This window comes from Aeromonas sp. 84A (genome assembly GCF_051919345.1).
GTDB lineage: Bacteria > Pseudomonadota > Gammaproteobacteria > Enterobacterales > Aeromonadaceae > Aeromonas > Aeromonas veronii.
Genome location: NZ_JBQBEW010000001.1, coordinates 3,464,386 through 3,486,244 on the forward strand (window position 1 = coordinate 3,464,386; position 21,859 = coordinate 3,486,244).

At 59.7% G+C, this 21,859-nt stretch carries 17 protein-coding genes; 10 read left to right on the top strand and 7 right to left on the bottom strand.

Features of this window, described 5'->3' with window-relative positions:
* Position 1: 1 nt before the first annotated feature.
* Entirely contained in the window at positions 2-1,618 is a 1,617-nt protein-coding gene (locus tag ACTG20_RS15660; protein ID WP_439987787.1) for a phosphoethanolamine transferase, read from the bottom strand.
* A gap of 230 nt (positions 1,619-1,848) precedes the next feature.
* On the opposite strand from ACTG20_RS15660, the gene ACTG20_RS15665 reads away from it, so the two are divergent.
* The 9 genes from ACTG20_RS15665 to ACTG20_RS15705 all read left to right on the top strand — a co-directional run bounded on the left by ACTG20_RS15665 (position 1,849) and on the right by ACTG20_RS15705 (position 12,793).
* Positions 1,849-3,084, top strand: coding sequence for an HD-GYP domain-containing protein (locus tag ACTG20_RS15665; RefSeq protein WP_040066103.1), 1,236 nt, complete (start codon positions 1,849-1,851; stop codon positions 3,082-3,084).
* Positions 3,085-3,437: 353 nt separating this feature from the next.
* Positions 3,438-5,108 carry a sensor histidine kinase gene (locus ACTG20_RS15670; protein WP_064341515.1) on the top strand — a complete coding sequence of 557 codons (1,671 nt, stop codon included), beginning with the start codon at positions 3,438-3,440 and terminating at the stop codon, positions 5,106-5,108.
* Positions 5,105-5,809 carry a two-component system response regulator BtsR gene (gene btsR / locus ACTG20_RS15675; protein ID WP_005350523.1) on the top strand — a complete coding sequence of 235 codons (705 nt, stop codon included), beginning with the start codon at positions 5,105-5,107 and terminating at the stop codon, positions 5,807-5,809. Before ACTG20_RS15670 ends, btsR begins: the two co-directional genes overlap by 4 nt.
* 140 nt (positions 5,810-5,949) lie before the next feature.
* The gene (locus ACTG20_RS15680; protein ID WP_005350521.1) at positions 5,950-7,371 is read left to right on the top strand and encodes a carbon starvation CstA family protein; all 1,422 of its coding nucleotides are present in this window, start codon (positions 5,950-5,952) and stop codon (positions 7,369-7,371) included.
* Between the two features lie 223 nt (positions 7,372-7,594).
* Complete coding sequence (locus ACTG20_RS15685; protein ID WP_005337862.1) at positions 7,595-7,933, top strand: DUF3302 domain-containing protein; 339 nt, start codon at positions 7,595-7,597, stop codon at positions 7,931-7,933.
* 3 nt (positions 7,934-7,936) lie between these two features.
* Positions 7,937-8,974: an HlyD family secretion protein gene (locus ACTG20_RS15690; protein WP_064336863.1), complete on the top strand. Its 1,038-nt coding sequence runs from the start codon at positions 7,937-7,939 to the stop codon at positions 8,972-8,974.
* A 115-nt stretch (positions 8,975-9,089) separates the two neighbouring features.
* A complete protein-coding gene (locus tag ACTG20_RS15695; RefSeq protein ID WP_194495953.1) occupies positions 9,090-10,850 on the top strand; it encodes a DEAD/DEAH box helicase in 1,761 nt (586 codons plus the stop codon).
* A gap of 112 nt (positions 10,851-10,962) precedes the next feature.
* Positions 10,963-12,402, top strand: a complete 1,440-nt coding sequence (gene dacB / locus ACTG20_RS15700) for a D-alanyl-D-alanine carboxypeptidase/D-alanyl-D-alanine endopeptidase (protein ID WP_042080253.1) — start codon at positions 10,963-10,965, stop codon at positions 12,400-12,402.
* Positions 12,403-12,496: 94 nt separating this feature from the next.
* Positions 12,497-12,793, top strand: a complete 297-nt coding sequence (locus ACTG20_RS15705; RefSeq protein ID WP_223849348.1) for a GrxA family glutaredoxin — start codon at positions 12,497-12,499, stop codon at positions 12,791-12,793.
* 106 nt (positions 12,794-12,899) lie between these two features.
* On the opposite strand, the gene ACTG20_RS15710 is transcribed toward ACTG20_RS15705, so the two are convergent.
* Entirely contained in the window at positions 12,900-13,745 is an 846-nt protein-coding gene (locus ACTG20_RS15710) for an endonuclease/exonuclease/phosphatase family protein (RefSeq protein ID WP_019445438.1), read from the bottom strand.
* A gap of 107 nt (positions 13,746-13,852) precedes the next feature.
* Here ACTG20_RS15710 and ACTG20_RS15715 point away from each other — a divergent pair, with 107 nt between their 5' ends.
* The gene (locus tag ACTG20_RS15715) at positions 13,853-14,077 is read left to right on the top strand and encodes a hypothetical protein (protein ID WP_005337874.1); all 225 of its coding nucleotides are present in this window, start codon (positions 13,853-13,855) and stop codon (positions 14,075-14,077) included.
* Here the strand turns inward: ACTG20_RS15715 and yciA are convergent, their stop codons facing one another.
* From yciA to ACTG20_RS15740, 5 genes are all read right to left on the bottom strand, one after another.
* Positions 14,078-14,482 carry an acyl-CoA thioester hydrolase YciA gene (yciA, locus tag ACTG20_RS15720; RefSeq protein WP_005337875.1) on the bottom strand — a complete coding sequence of 135 codons (405 nt, stop codon included), beginning with the start codon at positions 14,480-14,482 and terminating at the stop codon, positions 14,078-14,080. It lies immediately after the preceding gene.
* A gap of 59 nt (positions 14,483-14,541) precedes the next feature.
* A complete protein-coding gene (locus tag ACTG20_RS15725) occupies positions 14,542-15,360 on the bottom strand; it encodes an NAD-dependent epimerase/dehydratase family protein (RefSeq protein ID WP_421305360.1) in 819 nt (272 codons plus the stop codon).
* Positions 15,361-15,584: 224 nt separating this feature from the next.
* A complete protein-coding gene (locus tag ACTG20_RS15730) occupies positions 15,585-16,235 on the bottom strand; it encodes a hypothetical protein (RefSeq protein ID WP_219263535.1) in 651 nt (216 codons plus the stop codon).
* Between the two features lie 241 nt (positions 16,236-16,476).
* Positions 16,477-20,052 carry a pyruvate:ferredoxin (flavodoxin) oxidoreductase gene (gene nifJ / locus ACTG20_RS15735; RefSeq protein ID WP_440008044.1) on the bottom strand — a complete coding sequence of 1,192 codons (3,576 nt, stop codon included), beginning with the start codon at positions 20,050-20,052 and terminating at the stop codon, positions 16,477-16,479.
* Entirely contained in the window at positions 20,049-21,695 is a 1,647-nt protein-coding gene (locus tag ACTG20_RS15740) for an NAD(P)-binding protein (RefSeq protein WP_439987790.1), read from the bottom strand. Before ACTG20_RS15740 ends, nifJ begins: the two co-directional genes overlap by 4 nt.
* Positions 21,696-21,859: the final 164 nt, after the last annotated feature.

The window sequence follows — 21,859 nt, forward strand, 5'->3', positions numbered from 1 at the left end:
TTTAACCTGCCCGACATGGCTTGAACAGATCCAGCTTGTTGTCGTAAACACGGGTCTGCACATCCATGATCCCCAGCATGGAGTGGAACAGGTTATCGTGGGAGAAGCGCTGACTGCTCGCCTCCGCTGCCAGGCAACCCATATCCAGCTGGCGGTCAGCCTGTAACTGAGGCGAGAACCAGGTCAGCAGCGGCACCCGGGTCTGATCATCCGGCGCAAACTTGTAGGGCGTGCCGTGCAGATAGAGCCCCATGGCCCCGAGGGATTCGCCGTGATCGGAGAGATAGACCAGTCCCACATCGTACTGGCTCTCCAACGACTTGAGCTTGTCTATCAGCAGCCCCACCACCTTGTCGGTGTAGCGGATGGTGTTGTCATAGGTATTGACCAGCTCTTCGTTACTGCAGTTTTCAATGTCGCTGCGCGGGCAGTCCGGCATAAAGACGCGCTCGCTGGCAGGGTAACGACGGAAATAGGTCGGGCCATGGCTGCCCATCAGGTGAAAAGCCACCAGCTTGTTGCCCTTCATGCCTGCAATCTGCTGATCCAGTCCCTCCAGCAGCACCTCGTCATAGCAAGACTCCCCCTGACAGAGCGCAGGATAGGATTTGGGGAGGATCTCGATGGTCGGCACATTGCGGCACACCCCTTTGCAACCGCCATCGTTCTCTTTCCACAACACCGAGACTCCGGCATGTTGCAGCACATCGAGCAGGCCGTCACGGGAGCTGGCGAGCTGGTCATCGTAGCCACGGCGCGTGAGGTTGGAGAACATGCAGGGCACCGAGACCGCAGTAGCCGTACCGCAGGAGCGCACATTCCTGAACGACACCACTCCCTGCTCTTTGGCCGTAAAGCTGTTGGTCGCCTTGCCATACCCGTTAAGGGAGTAGTTCTGGCTGCGCGCCGTCTCCCCCACCACCAGGAACATCAAAGTCGGCTTGCTTCCCCGGGCCACCACCCTGGCATCGGTCCCCAAGTGTTGGTAGGGGATCGGCGTAGCAAACAGCACATCCCGCCCATATTTGTAGAGGCCGTGCACATAGTTGGCAGGCACAATCTCTTTGGCCAGCGACTTGTTGTTGCGCCCGACCGAGGCGTAATCCTGATAGTAAAGTGACGCGACGCCCCCGATAAACAGCAGAGAGATAGCCAGTGCACCAGCCCGCAACGCCAACCCCTGATACCAGCGAGCCGGATAGCGGATCCGCAGTGACCAGAGCACCAGAACAGGCAGCAGCCCGGTCAGCAGAAACCAGAGCGCAACCGAGCCATTCAGATAGGCCCCCGCCTCACCACTGTTGGTCTCCACTATGTTCTGGATCATGCCTGCATCAAAGATGACGCCGTATTTGAGCATGGCGTAGCTGACGATGGAGCCAGTCAGAATGAGCACGGTAAAAAAGGGCTTGAGCACAAACCGGAACGTGAAGGGAATAAACACGGCATTGAGCGCCGCGATCAGCACCAGCGGGATCGAGATGGCAAATCCGGCTTTGACATGGGTCAGGGCACTTAGCACCGTATAGAAATGCAAAAAGATTGGCCAGTTCAGTACCAGAGCGAAAAAGAGCACCAGCAACAGATTGGTCTGCAGTACACCGAGAGTTACACGCATAAACAACTCCTACATACCGGCCTGCAGCGCAGCGGGCCGGCCAAGCCAACAAAAACGACGGGGCCAGCGTAGGAAGTAAAACTTAAGCGCGAATTAAGAGGAGAAGCACGGCGCTCGTGCGCCCCATCACAGCACGGGGCGCTCCGTGGCCCCGAAATGGATTTTTAGTTGTCTATCCATCGGATTTTGCTAGCTTGTTGAGTAGGCATTCACGAAATGCAGGTTAACCGATGGCACTGATCCAAGCCTCGATAGAGCAATTGAGAGTAGGCCACTATATCCATCTCCCCACGGGATGGACCAACCACCCGTTTATGTTCAATACCTTCAAGATCAAGGATCAGCAGCAACTCGACATTCTCCGCCATCTTGATCTCACCCTGCTGATGGTCGACCCCGACAAGAGCGATCTGCCCATCGAGCCGCTGCTGCGCGGCGATATCCCGGATGCCGGGCCTGACCTTGACGAGCTGGAAGAGCTGATTGCCTCGGGCCCGCCCCCCTTTGACGAAAAGGCCTTTCGCCGCTCCATGCGCGCCGCCGACAAAGCCTTTGGCCAATCCATGAGCGAGCTGCGCGATGCACTCGGGGCACTCAACCTCAAACCGGATGAAGGGCTGGCCAATACAGCCCAGATTGTCCGCAATGCCGCCTTCACCCTCAGTCAGCATGAAGGGCCTCTCGGGCTCCACCTTATTCGCAGCCCCCACACCGATATCCTGCTGCAACACAGCCTCAATGTGGCTTTTATTGCCATGCTGATGGCCCGCGAACTCGGCATGAACCCCATCGAGATTGAGGAGACGGGACTTGCGGGACTTATCCACGATATCGGCGAACTGAAAATCCCGAGCCAGATCACCCAAAAACGGGGGGATCTCAACAAGGCCGAGCAGAACTTCCTCAATATGCATCCCCAGTACGGGCTGGAGATGCTGACCCAGCTCAACGCCTTTGAACCGAAAATCCGTCAGGTCGCCCATCTGCACCACGAGCGGCTCGACGGCAGCGGTTATCCGCTCGGGATCAAGGGCGGGGAGATCCCGCCGCTGGCGCGATTGATCGGACTGGTCGACTTCTACGACGAGCTGCTCCATCCCCGCAACAGCGGCAACCCGGCGGCGCCGAGTCAGGCCATCAGCCAGCTCTACAAGTTATCCCAGAAAAAGTTCGACCAGAATCTGGTCAAGTTGCTGGTCAAGGTGCTGGGGGTCTATCCGCCGGGTTCACTGGTGAAACTCTCCGACGAGAGCATCGCGCTGGTGCTCTCTACCGAACCCACCATGCCCCTCAAGCCGAAGATCCTGCCCTATATCAAGGCCCAGCGGCCGGAAGCCGTCGCCATGATCGATCTGCGGGAAGATGAACGCACCATCACTGCTTTTATCAAACAGGAAGAGCTGGATGAGGGACAACGGCAGTTCTTCAACCTGACCCGCCGCTTCTGCTACTACTTTGCATTCTGAGTTATCCCCAGAAGCTGGGGATAACTCATTGGACAAACCGGAATAATTGCTCAAACCCCCATCAGAAGGTTGCCAACTGACCATGTATAAAAAACGCCCAGCCAAGGGGCCGGGCGGAGCATGCCACCTCCGTGTGGCGTATCCAGTGGATACATTCATGCTCCATCCATCAATATCAACCCGCTGCCGCTTACACAAATATCAATTTAACATGCTGATTTAATATGGTTTTATCAACTTGTTCTGGCAAACTGGCGGCCCGTTGCGCCCAGCTGGGCCAACAGAACAAGATCCTGATCACACTTATTCACGGGCTGAACATTTTTTCAGCTGGCTTATGAGGAGCGTTTTTTATGCAGTTGGTCCTCTCCTTGCTACAACAGATGAGCGTCAGCCTGGTGATAGCCTATCTCTTCTCGAAAAGCCCGCTGCTGCGCCCGCTTGCCAACTATTCCGTGAGACTACCTCACAAGATACTGATATACATCATCTTTTCTAGCTTTTGTATCCTCGGCACCTATGTGGGCCTCGATATCGATGATGCCATCGCCAACACCCGGGCGGTCGGCGCCGTCTTGGGGGGATTATTGGGGGGGCCGCTGGTAGGCTTTCTGGTGGGGCTGACCGGCGGCCTGCACCGCTATACGCTGGGGGGATTTACCGATCTCGCCTGCGCCATCTCCACCACCTGCGAGGGGTTGCTCGGGGGCATAGTGCACTGGCGACTGATGCGCTCGGGGCGAACGGATGCCCTGTTTGAACCACGCATCGCCTTCTTTACCACTCTCTATGCCGAGATCATGCAGATGGTCATCATCCTGCTGGTGGCGACCCCGTTCGACAAATCCCTGCTGCTGGTGCGCACCATCGCCACCCCGATGATTCTGGCCAACTCCTGCGGCGCGGCGCTCTTTATCAGCATGATCCGCGACCAGCAGCGGATGTATGAGAAGTTCTCCCGGGTCTTCTCCGCCAAGGCGCTCAATATCGCCAACCGCACAGTGGGGATCATGAGTCAGGGCTTTACGCCGGAGGCGAGCAACAAGATTGCCCGCATCATTAAGGAGGAGACAGGCGTAGGGGCAGTCGCCATCACGGACACCGAGCAGATCCTCGCCTTTATCGGCACCGGCGAAGATCACCATCTGCCGGGTACCCCCATTGCGTCAGCCATCACCATGCAGGCCATCGCCCAGAACAAGGTGCTGTTTGCCGATGGCAACAGTCAACCCTATCGCTGCAGCCTCTCCTCCGCATGCCAGCTGGGTTCGGTGCTGGTGATCCCGCTGCAGGGGGATAAAGGAGTGATCGGCACCATCAAGCTCTACGAGCCGAAGAAGCGGCTGTTTCTCAAGATCAACCACACCCTGGGGGAAGGGATTGCCAACCTGCTGTCACAGCAGTTGCTGGCCGGTCGGCTGGAGCAGCATCAGCGGCTGCTGGTGCAGTCCGAGTTGAAACTTATCCAGGCCCAGATCAACCCCCACTTTCTGTTCAACACCCTCAACACCATCAGTGCCATCACCCGGCGCGATCCGGACAAGGCGCGGGATCTGCTGCTGCATCTTTCGCTGTTCTTTCGCAAGAACCTCAAGCGCCAGAGCGGCCTTGCGACCCTGCAGGAGGAGCAGGAGCACTGCCAATCCTATCTGGAGATCGAGCTGGCCCGCTTTGGCGATCGGCTGACGGTGATAAACGAGATCCCGCCCCATCTGGCCACACTGCGACTGCCCAGCTTCACCCTGCAACCGTTGATCGAGAATGCCATCAAGCACGGCATCTCGACCCTGCTGGAGCAAGGGCGCATTCGCCTTTATACCGATGAGCATCCCACCAGCGTCACCATCCATGTGGAAGATAATGCAGGCACCTGGCAAGCGCACCCCGCTGGCGACGGCCTGGGCATGACCATTGTCGATCGGCGACTGAAAAGCGCCTTTGGCGAGCGCTATGGCGTGACTATTGCCTGCGAGCCTGAGCAGTGGACCCGGGTCTCGTTCACCATCCCCAAGGAGCAACCATGATCCGCACCCTGATAGTCGATGACGAACACTACGCCCGCGAAGAGCTGAGGCAGCAGCTGGCCTGCGATCCTGCCATCGAGATCGTGGGGGAAGCGGCCAACGCCATCGAGGCGCTGCCGCTTATTCAGCGCCTCAAGCCTGATGTGGTGTTCCTCGATATCCAGATGCCCAAGCTGAGCGGCATGGAGCTGGTCGCCATGCTCGACCCCCTGCCCCGCATCGTCTTTGTCACCGCTTTTGACGAATATGCCATCCAGGCATTTGAAGAGAATGCCTTCGACTACCTGCTCAAACCGGTGGAGCCCGCCCGGCTCGCCAAGACCCTCGCTCGCCTCAAGCAGGATATCTCCCCGCAGCCCATCGAGCGGCTGGCCCCCACCATCGAACATATTCCGGGCTATCTGCACAATCGGGTCAGGCTGCTGCCCATCGCGCAGGTGGAGTATGCCTTCTCCGATCTGGGCGGGGTCCATGTGGCCTGTCAGGGCGAGCTGTTCCACACCCAGCTCACCCTCAAATCGCTGGAAGAAAAGAGCCCGCTGCTGCGCTGCCACCGCCAGTATCTGGTCTCCCCCAACGCCATCTTCGAGATCCGGCTGCTGGATAACCAGCTGGCAGAGATTGTCACCCCGAGCGGCGCCCGGGTGCCGGTCAGTCGTCGCTATCTCAAGGAGCTTAAAGATCAGCTGGGGCTGGACTGAGCCGCGGAGTGTGCGCCTGATCACAGCCGCCGACCGCTCGGCGCGCCAAAGCGCCGTTCGGGGAGTTTCACCTGCCAGTCAGGCGCAACCGTTTTAGACTCGCTCTGCACACTAAAAAATAACAATGCAGGAGCGTAGCAATGATCTGGTTCTTCCTCTGTGTCGGCTTACTTGTGGCCGGCTACTTCATATACGGCAAATTCATCGAACGGATATTCAGCCCGAAACCCGAGCTAAAAACCCCCGCCATCACCATGGCTGACGGGGTGGACTATGTCCCGATGTCGGACAAGAAAGTCTATCTGGTTCAACTGCTCAACATCGCAGGCGTTGGCCCCATCTTCGGCCCCATTCTGGGTGCCCTCTATGGCCCGGTCGCCATGCTGTGGATCGTCTTTGGCTGCATCTTCGCCGGTGCGGTACATGACTACTTCTCCGGCATGCTGTCGGTACGCGCCAAGGGGGCCTCGGTGCCAACCGTGGTCGGTGAGCATCTAGGCACCGCCGCCAAGCACTTCATGAACCTGTTTGCTGTGGTACTGCTGATGCTGGTGGGCGTGGTATTCGTGCTGAGCCCGGCAGGGCTGCTCGCCAACCTCACCTCCACCGATCTGGTCTACTGGATCGTGGCAATTTTTGCCTACTACATCCTCGCGACCATAGTCCCCATCGACAAGATCATCGGCCGCTTCTACCCCATCTTCGGGGCCCTGCTGGTCTTCATGTCGGTCGGCCTCATCGTTGGCCTGATCGCCTCCGGCAAAGGCTTCTACAACACCGGGATGGACTTCTCCAACCTGCACCCGACCGAACTGCCGCTCTGGCCGCTGCTCTTCATCACCATCGCCTGTGGCGCGGTATCGGGCTTCCACGCCACCCAGTCACCGCTGATGGCGCGCTGCATGCAGAACGAAAAATCCGGCCGCTTCATCTTCTACGGTGCAATGATCGGTGAAGGGATCATCGCCCTTATCTGGTGCACCCTGGGTCTCTCCTTCTACGACAGCACCGAAGCGCTCAACGCCACCATGGCCAACGGCGGCCCGGCAGCCGTGGTACACGAAGTCTCCACCAGCCTGCTCGGCACAGTCGGCGGCATTCTGGCCATCCTCGGCGTGGTGATCCTGCCCATCACCTCCGGTGACACCGCGTTTCGCAGTGCTCGCCTGATCGTGGCGGACTTCCTGAAGATGACCCAGAAACCGCTGGCCAAGCGTCTGCTGATCGCCATCCCCATGTTTATCCTTGGTTTCATCATCTCCAAGGCTGAGTTCGGGGTGATCTGGCGCTACTTCGGCTGGGCCAACCAGACCACCGCCGTCATCATGCTGTGGGCTGCTGCCGCCTACCTCATTAAAGAGGGCAAGCTGCACTGGATCTGCACCATTCCCGCCATGTTCATGACTGCTGTCGTGATTACCTATCTGGCCAACGCCCCCATCGGGTTCGGGCTGGAGATGGGGACCTCCACCATCATCGGCTTGACTGCAACGGCTGCCATTACCGTGGCCTTCCTGATGAAGTTCCGCCAGCCGCTGGTCAGCAGTACCAGCGAAGGGTAAAAACAGCAAAAAATGCAGCGAAAGCAGCACAAAAAAGGCGCCTGATGGCGCCTTTTTTAATGACAAAAAGACTAATAATGCAACTGTTGAACGGCTTCAGCTTCAATACAGCGAATAGCTTTAAGATTCCGGGCGAACTGACGATAAATGTGTGATTCTTAATTGCTTTAGTGCTTGTTGGAACCAATGATTAAGCTGTGCGTCATGCCAGTGGAGGTTATAAATGGCCCTTGATTATTTTGCACTTGGTCTGCTCGTCTTTGTCGGGCTGGTCATTTTTTATGGAGTCATCGTTATCCACGATATTCCTTACGAGATTGCCAAACATCGGAATCACCCTCATCAAGATGCCATTCACGTGGCAGGCTGGGTCAGCCTGTTTACCCTGCATGTGCTGTGGCCCTTCCTCTGGATCTGGGCAACCATCTATCGCCCCGATCGCGGCTGGGGCTTTAGCCAGCGGCTGCAAAAAGATGAAGAAGAGCTGGCGGCCCTCAAGCAGGAGTTGGCGGATCTGAAGAGCCGTATCAACACTATCGAACAGAGTGAGCAACAGGGATAAACCATGGACCTGCTACTGATCCTGACCTACACGGCGCTGTGTGTCGCCATATTCAAAATCTTCCGCATCCCGCTCAACAAGTGGACCGTCCCCACCGCAGCACTGGGTGGCGTGCTGCTCATCGGCACCCTGATCATGCTGATGAACTACAACCACCCCTACTCCGAGATGGCGCGCAACTACTACGTCTCCACCCCCATAGTGCCGCTGGTCAAGGGCCGGGTCGTCGAGGTGCCGGTACAAGCCAACCAGCCGGTGAAAAAAGGCGACGTGCTGTTTCGCCTCGATGACGAGCCGTTTCGCCTGAAAGTGGATAGCCTCACCGCACGGGTCGAATCCAACCGCGAGCACCTCAAGTCCATCGAGGCAAGACTGCGCTCCGCCAGGCTGGATCGGGATCGCGCCAGCGACCTGATGCGCCGTGGCGTGGGCAAGCAGCGTGACCTCGACGTCACCCAGGCCAACGTGGACGATATCGTGGCCCAGATTGACCAGCAGAAAGCCACCCTGAACGATCTGCAAGCCCAGCTGATGGAAGCCAAGTACCAGCAGTCACAAACCGTGGTCTATGCCCCGAGCGATGGTCATGTGGTGCAATTGGCCCTGCGCCCCGGCATGATCGCCACCCCCTTCATGTATCGTCCGGTGATGACCTTCATCCACAAGGATGACACCGCCTACGTCGGCTGGTTCTGGCAGAACAGCATGCAGCGACTGGCGGTGGGCGATGAGGCCGAAGTGGTGATCGATGGCGTACCCGGCAAGATCTTCAAAGGCAAGGTAACCGCCGTGGTTCCGGCCATTGCCGCCGGTAACGTGCAGGCCAACGCCGGTCTGCTGGATCAGACCACGGCGGTGCGCCCGGGTCGTCTGCCGGTGGTTATCTCCATCACCGACCCCGAGTGGGCCAAGTATCAGGTAATAGCAGGCTCCAGCGGGCAGGCTGCCATCTATACCCACTACTTCCACCATGTATCTGTGATGCGCAAAGTACTGCTGCGCATGGCAAGCTGGATGAACTACATCTTCCCGTTCCATTGATCAGCACCCAAGCACCCTGCGGGCCGGCATCATGCCGGCCCGCTGTTTTTGTGACGGCAAGCACCCTATAATGGCGCCATCCTGCACCACCCCACATCGACACACCCAAGCCTGCATGTTCGTTCTCAGACCCTATCAGACCGACGCCGTCAACGCCGTGATCAGCCACTTTCGCAAACACCCTGATCCCGCCGTGGTGGTGCTGCCCACCGGGGCCGGCAAGAGTCTGGTGATTGCCGAGCTGGCCCGCAAGGCGCGCGGTCGGGTGCTGGTGCTGGCCCACGTCAAGGAGCTGGTGGAGCAGAACCACGCCAAGTACGAGGCGTGGGGGCTCAAGGCCGACATATTCGCTGCCGGCCTGGATCGCAAGGAGGCAAGCGCCCAGGTGGTGTTCGGCTCGGTGCAGTCGGTCGCCCGCAATCTGGCGGCCTTCGACGGGGCGTTCTCGCTGCTTATCATCGATGAGTGCCATCGGGTCTCGCTCGATGATGACAGCCAGTACCATCAGGTGATCGACCACCTCAAGGCCGCCAATCCGGCCCTCAAGATCCTCGGTCTCACCGCCACCCCTTATCGACTCGGGCTGGGCTGGATCTACCGGCGCCACTACCACGGCATGGTCAAGAGCCACGGCGAGCGGCTGTTTGGCGACTGCGTGTTCGAGCTGCCCTTGCGTTTTATGGTGAAAAACGGCTACCTGACGCCGCCGCGCATGGTGGATGCCCCCATCGTCCACTACGACTTCAGCAAGCTGGTGGCACGGGAGAACGGCCTCTTTAGCGCGGCAGATCTCAACGGCGAGCTCAAGCGCCAGCAGCGGGTCACTCCCCATATCCTGAGTCAGGTGCTGGAGTATGCCGCCGACCGGCAGGGGGTGATGATCTTCGCCGCCACCGTCGAGCATGCACGGGAAATTCACGGCCTGCTTGGCGCCCGAGGCCAGCAGGCAGCTCTTATCACCGGCGAGACGCCGGGGCCGGAGCGCGATGCCCTTATCAGCGCCTTCAAGGCGCGGGAGCTCAAGTTTCTGGTCAACGTGGCGGTGCTCACCACCGGCTTCGATGCCCCCCATGTCGATCTTATCGTGATGCTGCGCCCCACCGAGTCGGTCTCCCTCTATCAGCAGATCGTGGGGCGGGGCCTGCGCCTCTCGCCGGGCAAGAAGGATTGTCTGGTGCTCGACTATGCGGGCAACAACTTCAACCTGTTCGCCCCCGAAGTGGGGGAGCCTCGCCCCCACGCCGGTACCGAGCCGGTACAGGTGCCCTGCCCCGCCTGCGGTTTTGCCAACACCTTCTGGGGCAAGACCGACGAGGATGGCAAGGTGATCGAGCACTACGGCCGCCGCTGTCAGGGGCTGTTTGAAGATGACGAGGGCAACCGTGAAGAGTGTGACTACCGCTTTCGCGCCAAGATCTGCCCTGGCTGCGGTGCGGAGAATGACATCGCCGCCCGCCGCTGCCAGAGCTGCGATCAGCTGCTGGTGGACCCTGACGACAAGCTTAAAGAGGCGCTCAATCTCAAGGATTGCATGGTGATCCGCTGTGCGGGGCTAACCCTCACAGCAGGGCGCGGCAAACAAGGAGAGCGGCTGGAGGTGACCTACCACGATGAGGATGGGCTGACCCTCAGTGAATACTTCGGATTTCACTCCCCGGGCGCACGGCGCTTGTTTCAACAGCACTTTGTGCGTCATCATTGGCCCGCCCCGGGGCTGGAGCCCGAATTTGCCACCCTGGCGAGCGTGCTGGCTGCGCAAAGCCAGTTCCGTCATCCGGATTTTGTCATCGCCCGCAAATCGGGTCGCTTCTGGCAGATAAAAGAGAAAATTTTTGATTATGAGGGCCGCTATCGTACCGCCAACTCGATGGCATGATGGCGACCGGCATACATGGCATGAATTGCGTTATCCCGTCGATCCCGCATCGGCGGGTTGAATTATCAGGGTCGGCACCACTGCCGGGCCCTTCGTCACGTTAGAGGATGTTATGCAGCGGCTGTTGATTGGTTTTTGTGCTCTCTTTTCTTCTCTGGCGGCTCATGCCGCCCCGCTGACGCCCCCTCAGGGTGGCCAGTACGCCATCATGGTGCAGGGCAATAACGGCGTCGAGTTCGCCCGCCACGCCGATCAGATGATCGCCCCCGCCTCCACCATGAAGGTGCTCACCGCGCTGGCGGCCCGCCTCGAGCTGGGTGCCGATTTCCGCTTCGCCACCGATATTCAGGCCCAGCCCGGTGCCAAACAGGGTGACACCATCAACGGCGATATCTGGATCAACTTCGTCGGCGACCCCACCCTCTCCCGCATGGATCTGCTGGCCCTGTTCAAACAGCTCGGCGTCACCAGCATCAAGGGGAATGTCTACGTCAACACCGGCGCCTACAACGGCTACGAGCGCGGCAACGGCTGGTCGTGGGGGGATCAGACCCTCTGCTTCGCCGCTCCTGTCTCCTCGGTCATCATCGACAAGAACTGCGCCTACGGCACCATCACTGCCACCCAGATTGGCAAACCGGCGGTCGGCAACGTGGCCACCGGCGTCCCCATCGGCATCGGTGCCGACAACGTGGAGGTGATGAGCTATGGCGACATGGCGCGCCAGTTCTGCGCACTGGAAGTGGACATGGCCAAGGGCAACTTCTACGAGCTCAAGGGCTGCATTACTCCGAACAAGGAGCCGCAGGGGCTGCGTTTCGCCATCCACGACGTGGAAGCCTGGGGCTGGGACAACATCCGCTGGGCGATGAACCGGGCCGGTATCGAGCATGATGGCCTGCTGCGGGTCACCCACAAGGCCCCTGAAGGGGCAGAGACCCTCGGCACCCACTACTCGGTCTCCCTGCCGGTGATGCTCGCCAAGATGCTGAAGAAATCGGACAACCTCTATGCCGATACCTTCCTCAAAACCGTGGGCCGTCACTACTACAACAAGCCGGGCAGCTATCGCAGCGGCACCATGGCGGTGCGCGCCATTCTGACCAAGAACGGTATCGATCTGGGCAATGCCACTCTGGCTGACGGCTCCGGTCTCTCCGCTCACAATCTCATCAGCGCCCGTCAGATGATGTCGGTGCTGAACTTCATCCAGAAAAATGATGCCGAACTTGGCCTGATCAAGCTGCTACCAAGCTCGCAGGTGGATGGCACCCTGGCGTGGCGCCGCAGCGTCACCGCCCCCATGATGAAGAACAAGGTCCATGCCAAGACAGGGACCATCACCGGCACCTCCAATCTGGTGGGCTTCATCGACACGGCAGGCGGCCAGCGCAAGGCGTTCGTGATGTTCCAGCGTGGCCTGTCCCAAGATCCGGCCACCCATGAGCGCTATCGTGCCAGCAAGGCGCCGTGGCCCTGGACCGTATTCGAGAAGGGGGTGCTGGAGAGCATCTATCAGCAGCAGCCGATCCAGATCGCCGATGAGAGCTGAGCCAATAGGCCCACTCGAATCACGGTATCGATAATTTCGGCTTCAAGTCGCCACGAGGCAGGGCTATGCTGTTGCCTGCCTCATATCAACGGCCATACATAAACGGCTTAAAAAACGGAGAGAAAATATGTTTGCAGTGATTTTTGGTCGCCCGGGTTGCCCCTACTGTGTCCGTGCCGTACAGATCGCCGAGCAGTTGACCGAACAGCGCGATGACTTCAAATTCCGCTACGTGGATATCCATGCCGAAGGCATCACCAAAGAAGATCTGGCCAAGAGCGCCGGCAAGCCGGTCAATACCGTGCCGCAGATCTTCCTGGACGAGCAGCACATCGGTGGCTGCACCGATTTCGAAGCCTACGCCAAAGCGAATCTGGGTCTCTACCAGTAATGCCTGCGGGTCATCCCGAGCGGGTTGACCGCCAGAGCGTATAAAAAAATCCGGCGCCATCAGGCGCCGGATTTTTTTATGGGCAACACGCACACATCATCCCCGATCAGGGAGTCACAGACTGGGCGGCAAAGCGCGCAATGATGGGGTTGTGATCCGAACTGTCGGTCGCCGGTGAACTCACCTCAACCAAATCCAGATTGCGGTAGTAGAGGTGATCCAGCGGGCGACCAAAGGCGGTGCGGCGCAAGTCAGGCACCGGCACGGCCTCTTGCAGACCCAGCTCGTCCACCAATTTGCTTAACCAGAACTGGCGCTTGTCACTCCAGGTGTTGAAATCACCGGCCAGGATCACCGGCCCCTGATGGCGGCGCACCAAGGCAGTCAAATCGTTAAGCTGCTCGCGAAAGGTAGCCATCCCCAGCTCGAAATTGACCGCATGGATATTGATCACCATGACGCCGTCAGGATCGCCCTGCAGCGGATAGAGGCTCACCAGCCCGGATTTGGGGATGCGCAGCAAGGGCTCGGGAGAGCGCACGCCACAGACGAACGCCTGCGGAGTCTTGGCCACCGTCATCACCCCGAACGACACGCCGCCCTGGGTGAAGGCTTGCAGCTGTTGCCACTGGAAATCACCGGCGCGCAGCCAGTCGAGCATCTCGGGACGAGTGGCCGACTCTTGCAGCAGCACCAGATCCTGCCCCTTGGCATAACTGTCCATCCCTTCACGCCAGTTCTTACGCTGGCCCTTGTAGAGATTCCACACCGTCACCCCGAATTCACGGGGCAGCGCCGTGGTCGCCAACGCTACCAGCGGCGGACGCTGGCAGTCGAGTCCCGGCACAATCCCTTGAGCTGTGACCAGATGGTTCTGATCCGGCACCTCAAAACAGCCTACCAACCCCAGGGTCAGCAGGGAGGTGCCAAGAATGCGATAACTATTTTTCATTGGCTAACAACCGCCCGCCTTTGCTTTTTGTTGCGACCATCACAAACGTCATCCACGCCGACTAAGCTGATAGTCCCTGTTCCACCCAACCAGAAGGACCTTGTCTCATGGCGAAAGAACTTCGGTACAACGTGACGTTTTATGATCAACAAGGAAATTGTCATCAAGTGGAGCTGGCCACCGTCTATCAGATAAGACGGGACCCTCAATGCGATCTCTGCCTGTTTGACACCCTGCAATATGTGGGCTCGGAAGAGATGCTGGAACGCATGATACGGCAAAAAACCGGGCTTGAGCAGGAAATATCCATCATCAATGCCCGGCTGATTTAATCAGGCACTCACCGGAACCGGGCGGGATTTGCCCTGCTCGTCGATGGCGACATAGGTGAAGATCCCCTCGGTCACACAGTAGCGCTGGGCGTCATTTTCCCGCAGTACCGGCTTGACCCACACCTCCAGCTTGAGCTTCATGGAGCTGCGGCCGATCTTCATGCAGCGGCCGTAGCAGCAGACCACATCACCCACCTTGACCGGACTGTGAAAGGTCATGCCTTCGACGGATACGGTACAAATACGTCCTTTTGCCAGCTCCTTGGCCATAATGCCCCCACCTATATCCATCTGGGACATGATCCAGCCACCAAAGATGTCGCCATTGGGGTTGGTATCGGCTGGCATTGCCAGGGTTCTCAGCAACAACTCCCCATCGGGGTGACGTTTTGTATCTACCATCATTACCGCCTCTCTCTCATGGATGGCGGCATGATAGGGGGCGATCACCCCCTTGGCAAACCTCAATTGCCCGAGGCGGCGAGCTCGGCAAACCAGTGGGCCGGATCGGGCCAGCGATAGTTGAATCCCATCTGCTGGCAAATCAGCTGGCCGTCGATGGGCTGAAATTCACCGGCAGGCTCGATAAAGACCGGCGCAGGCAGCCCCTGCTGACGCGCTGCAAAGGGGTAGAACTGCTCGCGGCGAGGATGCACCGGCGCGCTCAGGTTGAAGACATCCCCGTCCTTGCCCCGCTCCAGCAGCAACATACACGCTGCCACCACATCATCCAGATGGACCAGATTGACCGACTGGGCGCCGCCATCCAGCGTCTTGCCCGCAAGGAAACGGCCGGGATGGCGATCCGGGCCATAAAGGCCGGAGGGGCGCACTATCATCACCGTTTCGAAACCGGCCGCCAGCACCGCCTGCTCCGCCGCCAGCATCCGCTCGCCACGGGCATGGCGGGGTTGGGGTTCTTCCCCCTCCTGCTGCCCCGCCCCCCATACCGAGGTGGCGCTGACAAACAGCACCCGCCGGGTGCCACTCGCTTTGGCAAGCGCGCAGGCTTTTGCCACCGCCTGCGGATAGTCATCGGTCTTGCTGGGCGGTACGCAGATAACCAGCGATTCGCAGGGGATAGGCCACGCATCCGACATATGGGCAGAAATCGTCAGCGGATGGGCGTTGATCCCCGCCCCCTGCAAACGGGCCGCTTTTTCGGCGCTGCTGACCGTCACCGCCACCTGCTTGCCAGCCGCCAGCAGGGCTCGCGCCAGCGGCAGCCCCAGCCAACCCGCCCCCAGAATGCCGATCGTCCCGGCGATATGTTGTTCTGTCATGGTCCCTTCTCCTGCTTGACGCTATTTGCCCCGCAGCTTACCTGCCTTGGTAGGAAAAGGAAGCCTGATGCTGTAGATGGGAGGATTATGCCAAAGTGGCGGTATATTGTGTCGTGCTTTGGAGGCATTCCTTGTCTAACGTTCCTTCTTATCTACACATTTTTCTAATACCGACCACCCAATATATTTTTCACCCAAAAAACATTATTTCTACATAGTCCGTTCTATTTTGGGTGAACAAAAAAGCCTGCGTATTTTCGTCTATATCTCAAATCTAAAAACTTTTGAGTGTTTAACACTCTGACTTTTAACTTGGAGAACTCGTCAAACATACTAGCTTGCTTACTCTTATCAACGTTGTAATACCAATATACTTGGCTTTGAAGTGCCCCCGCGACAACAAAAGCATTAGATACTTCTTTCAATATGCTCTCATGGTTTTTTTCGAATTCCGGAACTAGGCTTACCCCCCAAAAGCTCAACTCTGATTTTGTCCTTGCCAACTTATTAGCCTTTGCCATCAGTTTATGACGAGCTTCGTTACTACCAGCTAGCAATGAATCACTCTGCTCACGATTAATTGGTATGCAGCCAGCTTGTGGGACACATTGTTCAAAAGGGGACATTAGTTCATAAAGCGACTCTGATATGTCCACCAAACAGGATATATAATCCTTTGAAGTCTGATAGGCATCTTCTCTTTTCTTTGAGTCTAGCCATCTTGAATAAGTCCTATATACGATAATTGTCGCCACAACGGTGGCGAACGTAGTAATAACATCAGTCCATTTTACTTCCTTTATTAAAAATTGATAATCAGGAGCATCTATGATTACTCCTAATAAAAACACCATCGTGTAACTTAAAAATCTCAAACTGCCTCCAAAATAAAGCAAAGCGGACTATTCAATATACGAAAACTGTTCATATATCACATAATATGTCATATATCCTGTCCAGCTTATCCTAACATATCAACACATCACTTTGGTTTTCATGATATCACCACGGCTACGCCTGTAGTTGCTATCAGATAGTGAGTAGTGACATCCAATTGTCGCCTGGTATAAAAAGCGGGCCAGTGGCCCGCTTGGTTATATTTCACTCACTTCACCATCACACCGGCGGATGGAAATGGCTGGCCTCGCGGGTGGCCATCTCCTCGTAGGTGGCCCACTTCTGCCACGCCACTTTTTGCGCCACCTGCATCAGCCGCTCGGCCTCCTCCGGATGGCTCTGGGCCAATACCCGATAACGGGTCTCCTCCTGCCGGTATTCAGAGAGGGGAATGGAGGGACGCAGGCTGTCGAGGCTGAAGGGGTTCTGCCCCGCACTACGCAGTACCGGGTTGTAGCGCATCAGCGGCCAGTGACCGGAAGCCACAGCGCGTTTTTGCTGGGTCAGGCCAAACTCCATATCGATGCCGTGGGCGATACAGTGGCTGTAGGCGATGATCAGCGACGGGCCCGGATAGGCTTCGGCTTCACGCAAGGCCTGCAGCGCCTGCTGCGGGTTGGCCCCGAAGGCGATGCGGGCAACATAGACGTTGCCGTAGGAGATGGCCTGCAACGCCACATCCTTCTTGGCCAGCGTCTTGCCCCCTGCCGCGAACTTGACGACGGCACCGAGCGGGGTCGATTTCGACATCTGGCCGCCGGTGTTGGAGTAGACCTCGGTATCCATCACCAACACGTTCACATCGCGCCCAGAGGCGAGCACATGGTCGAGCCCCGATGAGCCGATGTCATAAGCCCAGCCATCCCCGCCGATGATCCAGACCGAACGGCGTACCAGCTGATCGATGAGTGACAGCAGCTCGCGGGCCTTGCCGGATTTCACCTCTTCCAGCCGCTCCCGCACTTGCGCCACCCGGGTGCGCTGGGCGCGGATCTCCGACTCCAGCCGCTGCGGGGCGCTAATCAAGGTATCGACCAGCTCGGCGCCCAGCTCCCCCTTCATCGCTTCGAGGGCCGCCACCGCCTGACCGTGATGCTGATCGGCGGTGAGACGGAAGCCAAAGCCAAACTCGGCGTTGTCCTCAAACAGGGAGTTCGACCAGGCCGGCCCCTTCCCTTCGCCGTTCTTGGCCCACGGCGTAGTCGGCAGGTTGCCGCCGTAGATGGAGGAGCAACCGGTGGCGTTGGCCACCAACATGCGGTCGCCAAACAGCTGGGTCAGCAGCTTGAGATAGGGGGTCTCGCCACAGCCGGCGCAGGCACCGGAGAACTCGAACAGGGGTTCGAGGAACTGGGCACCGCGCACCGTGGAGAAGTCCACCCGCTCGCGGGCAGGCCAGGGCAGACTCTCGAACCAGCGCAGCGCCTGCTTCTGGCCCGCCAGATGGGGCGCCTTATCCATCATGGTGATGGCGCGCTCGCCCTCGTGTTCCTCATCAGCCCCGGCCCGCACCGGACAAGCTTGCACGCACTGACCGCAGCCGGTGCAATCTTCCGGATAGAGCTGCAAGGTGTAGCGGCTATCGGGGAAGCCCTTGGCGGTGACGGGCACCGACTGCGCTGCCTCGGGGGCGGTTGCGAGCCAGTCCTGATGGTAGAACTTGGCCCGCAGCGCCGCGTGGGGGCAGACAAAGACACAGTTGCCGCACTGGATGCAGATATCGGAGTGCCAGATCGGGATCTCGCGGGCGATATCCCGCTTCTCGAAGCGGCTGGTGGCGGTGGGGTAAGTGCCATCCACCGGCAGCATGGAGACAGGGATCAGATCGCCGCGCCCTGCCAGCATCTCGCCGGTCACCCGCTGGACAAACTCGCTGCCACCCGGCGCCAATGGCAGCGGATAGTCGCTGATCTGCTCCTCACCGGCCGGGATGGTCACCTGATGGAGGTGGGCCAGGGTGTCGTCCACCGCCGCGAAGTTGCGCGCCACCACCTCGGGCCCCTTACGGGCATAGCTCTTCTCGATGCTCTCCTTGATCAGCGCAATCGCCTCATCCCGCGGCAAGATGCCAGCCAACGCGAAGAAGCAGGTCTGCATGATGGTGTTAATGCGATTACCCATGCCGTTGCGCTCGGCCACCCGATCGCCGTCGATGCAGTAGAGGCGGATATCGAGGGCTCGGATGCGGGCGCGCAGCCGCTCGGGCAGCTCGGCCCAGACCCGCTCAGGCTCATAGGGAGCATTTAGCAGCAGGGTCGCCCCTTCGGCGGCATGCTCCAGCAGATCGACCGACTCGACAAAGCCCCACTGGTGGCAACCGATAAAGCTCGCCTGCTCGATAAGCCAGGGGGCGTCGATGGGCTCGGGGCCAAAGCGCAGGTGGGAGACGGTGCGCGAGCCCGACTTCTTGGAGTCGTAGACAAAGTAGCCCTGCGCGTGGACCCCCTCCAGCTCGCCGATGATCTTGATGCTGTTCTTGTTGGCGCCAACCGTGCCGTCGGCACCGAGGCCAAAGAAGAGCGCCCGCACCCGGCTGGCGGGCTCCAGATCGCCGATGGGGTGCCATGCCAGACTGAGGCCCGACACATCATCGACAATCCCCACGGTGAAACGCGGGCGCGGTGCATCGGATGCCAGCTCCTCGAATACCGCCGCACACATGGCGGGGGTGAACTCTTTGGAAGAGAGGCCGTAGCGACCGCCACTGAGCCAGGGCAGCCGCTTGAAAAGGCCGCGCTGCAAGCCATCGATAAGGGCGCTCTGCACATCCAGCAGCAGCGGCTCGCCGCCCGCCCCCGGCTCCTTGGTGCGATCCAGCACCGCCATGCGCCGCACGCTCGCGGGCAGCGCGTCGAGCAGCGCCTGTACCGGGAAGGGACGATAGAGGCGAATGACCAGCACCCCGGTCTTGCGATCCTGTTGGTTGAGCCAATCCACTGTGGTGCGGGCGGTAGCCGCCCCCGAGCCCATCAGCACGATGACGTCGGTGGCATCGGGCGCGCCGTGGTACTCAACCAACCGGTAGTGGCGGCCGGTCAGCTCGCCGAGATTGTCCATGCACTGCTGCACCCGCGCCGGTACCGCCTCGTAGAAGGGGTTGACGCTCTCGCGGGACTGGAAATAGGTATCCGGGTTCTGGGCTGTGCCACGCATCACCGGATGATCCGGGTTGAGGGCCCGCGCACGGTGGGCCCGTACCCAGTCGTTGTCGATCAGCGCCCGGATCTCATCCCGATGCAGGGCAGTGATCTTGTTCACCTCGTGGGAGGTGCGAAAGCCGTCGAAGAAGTGGATGAAGGGCACCCGGCACTGCAGGGTGACGCTATGAGCGACCAAGGCCAGGTCCTGCGCCTCCTGCACCGAGCCGGAGGCAAGCATGGCAAAGCCGGTGCTGCGCGCCGCCATCACGTCCTGATGGTCGCCAAAAATCGACAGTCCCTGCGCCGCCAGCGAGCGGGCCGCCACATGGAACACCGCCGAGGTCAGCTCACCGGCAATCTTGTACATGTTGGGCAGCATCAGCATCAGCCCCTGACTGGCGGTGAAGGTGGTGGCGAGCGCCCCCGCCTGCAGGGCGCCGTGTACCGTGCCGGCCGCCCCCCCTTCACTCTGCATCTCCACCACTGTGGGGATGTTGCCCCACAGGTTGGTCTGCCCCTCCGCCGCCCAGGCATCGGCCAGTTCGGCCATGGTCGAGCTCGGGGTAATGGGGTAGATGGCACACACTTCGCTCAGCTGGTACGCCACCCGGGCCGCGGCTTCATTGCCGTCGACCATGATCAGTTCATGTTTCATTGGGACTCCTCCGGTTGGCGCAGCTCGATGGCGTGACAAGGGCACTGGTCATGGCAGGCACCGCAGCCGGTGCAGCGCTCGGCATCCACCTGATACCCCTTGCCCGGCCCCAGCTTGGCGATGGCCTGCTCGGGACAACTGCCGTAGCAGCCGTCGCACTCGAAGCAGTTGCCGCAGGAGTAGCAGCGCGCCGCCTCGTAGCGGGCGGCCACCTCATCCAGCCCGCCGATGATCTCGCCAAAGTCGTCCCGTGCCCACGCCGGTTTGACCGGCTGACTGCTGGCCGGGGCGTGGGTCTGGAACCAGAGCTGCAACTGCTCCGGCCCCACCAGCGGGTAGGAGAGCGGTTTGTGGTAGTGGCGACCGCGCAGCCAGGCATCCATATGGCGTGCCGCCTTCTTGCCGTGGCCGGTGGCGATGGTGACGGTGCGCTCGGAGGGCACCATGTCGCCGCCCGCAAACAGACCCGGCACATCCGTCATCAGGTTACCCGCCACCTGCACCACTCCCTCCTTGTTGACCCGCACGCCGGGAATACTCTCCAGCACCGAGAGATCGACCTCCTGACCGAGCGCCAGAATAAGGGAGTCCGCTTCGAGGGTTTCAAACTTGCCGGTGGGTACCGGTTTGCCCTCGGCATCCAGCGCCATAACCTCCACCTCGATAGTGGTGTTGTCGAGCTGGCGAATGCTGCGCAACCAGTTGATCTTGATCCCCTCCTCCTCGGCCTCGTCGGCTTCAAAGGCGTGGGCCGGCATATGGTTGCGGTCGCGGCGATAGATGATCATCGCCTCTTCAACGCCCAAACGACGGGCGGTACGGGCCGCGTCCATGGCGGTGTTGCCACCCCCATAAATCGCTACCCGCCGCCCCAGTTTGGGTGGCGGCAAGCCCTGCTCTTCGGCAAGACTGGCCTGCTCGAGGAAACTCACCGCATCGAGGATCTTGCCCGCTTCCCGGGCCGGAATATCGACCCGCTTGGCCAGATGGGCGCCGATGGCCATAAAAACGGCGTCAAAGCCCCCCTCGTCGCGCTCGCGCAGCACATCCTCCACCTTGTGGTTAAGAGTGAGCGTCACCCCGGCCGCCACGATGCGGGCCACCTCCCGATCCAGCACGTCGCGGGGCAGACGGTAGGCGGGAATGCCAAAGCGCAGCATGCCGCCCGCCAGTGGCCCCGCTTCGCGGATCTCCACCTGATGGCCGAGCCGGTTGAGGTGCCAGGCGCAGGAGAGGCCGGAGGGACCAGCGCCTATGACCAGCACCTTCTTGCCGCTGGCAGGGGCAGGTGGCGCAGGCTGCCAACCACGGGCCAGCGCCTCGTCGCCGAGGAAACGCTCGATGGCGTGGATGGAGACGGATTCATCCACCTGACTGCGGTTGCAGGCGCTCTCGCAGGGGTGATAGCAGACCCGGCCATGAATGGCGGGCAAAGGGTTCTCTTCGATCAGGGTCTGCCAGGCCGCCTCAAAACGGCCGGCCTGCGCCAAAGAGAGCCAGGCCTGGATATTTTCTCCGGCCGGGCAGGCGTGATTGCAGGGTGGCAGGGCCGGCCGCCAGACGGGTAGCCGGGTACGCACCGGGCCTGTTCCCGTTTTCAGGGAGAGATCCGGCAATGGGGTCATGTCCAGTTGTTTGCTCATACATTGCTTTCTTCTTTTTGTGTGACAGGCCCCACCCGATGGCGCTTGATACCGTGTAGCCGAGGCGGACGGTGGCCGGATGGGGAAGAAGCGAAAGCGTTAGAAACTGGGAACTGAGTCGATAATGGCCGCTTTTTTGTACTGATTAGCGAATCAGGATCAAA

What these genes read in the sequence shown, in the direction of transcription:
- ACTG20_RS15740 (WP_439987790.1), bottom strand. Translation starts at nt 21,695, where the DNA reads ATGAGCAAACAACTGGACATGACCCCATTGCCGGATCTCTCCCTGAAA.
- ACTG20_RS15670 (WP_064341515.1), top strand. Translation starts at nt 3,438, where the DNA reads ATGCAGTTGGTCCTCTCCTTGCTACAACAGATGAGCGTCAGCCTGGTG.
- nifJ (WP_440008044.1), bottom strand. Translation starts at nt 20,052, where the DNA reads ATGAAACATGAACTGATCATGGTCGACGGCAATGAAGCCGCGGCCCGG.
- ACTG20_RS15690 (WP_064336863.1), top strand. Translation starts at nt 7,937, where the DNA reads ATGGACCTGCTACTGATCCTGACCTACACGGCGCTGTGTGTCGCCATA.
- ACTG20_RS15715 (WP_005337874.1), top strand. Translation starts at nt 13,853, where the DNA reads ATGGCGAAAGAACTTCGGTACAACGTGACGTTTTATGATCAACAAGGA.
- yciA (WP_005337875.1), bottom strand. Translation starts at nt 14,482, where the DNA reads ATGATGGTAGATACAAAACGTCACCCCGATGGGGAGTTGTTGCTGAGA.
- ACTG20_RS15680 (WP_005350521.1), top strand. Translation starts at nt 5,950, where the DNA reads ATGATCTGGTTCTTCCTCTGTGTCGGCTTACTTGTGGCCGGCTACTTC.
- ACTG20_RS15725 (WP_421305360.1), bottom strand. Translation starts at nt 15,360, where the DNA reads ATGACAGAACAACATATCGCCGGGACGATCGGCATTCTGGGGGCGGGT.
- ACTG20_RS15660 (WP_439987787.1), bottom strand. Translation starts at nt 1,618, where the DNA reads ATGCGTGTAACTCTCGGTGTACTGCAGACCAATCTGTTGCTGGTGCTC.
- ACTG20_RS15710 (WP_019445438.1), bottom strand. Translation starts at nt 13,745, where the DNA reads ATGAAAAATAGTTATCGCATTCTTGGCACCTCCCTGCTGACCCTGGGG.
- ACTG20_RS15685 (WP_005337862.1), top strand. Translation starts at nt 7,595, where the DNA reads ATGGCCCTTGATTATTTTGCACTTGGTCTGCTCGTCTTTGTCGGGCTG.
- dacB (WP_042080253.1), top strand. Translation starts at nt 10,963, where the DNA reads ATGCAGCGGCTGTTGATTGGTTTTTGTGCTCTCTTTTCTTCTCTGGCG.
- ACTG20_RS15695 (WP_194495953.1), top strand. Translation starts at nt 9,090, where the DNA reads ATGTTCGTTCTCAGACCCTATCAGACCGACGCCGTCAACGCCGTGATC.
- ACTG20_RS15665 (WP_040066103.1), top strand. Translation starts at nt 1,849, where the DNA reads ATGGCACTGATCCAAGCCTCGATAGAGCAATTGAGAGTAGGCCACTAT.
- btsR (WP_005350523.1), top strand. Translation starts at nt 5,105, where the DNA reads ATGATCCGCACCCTGATAGTCGATGACGAACACTACGCCCGCGAAGAG.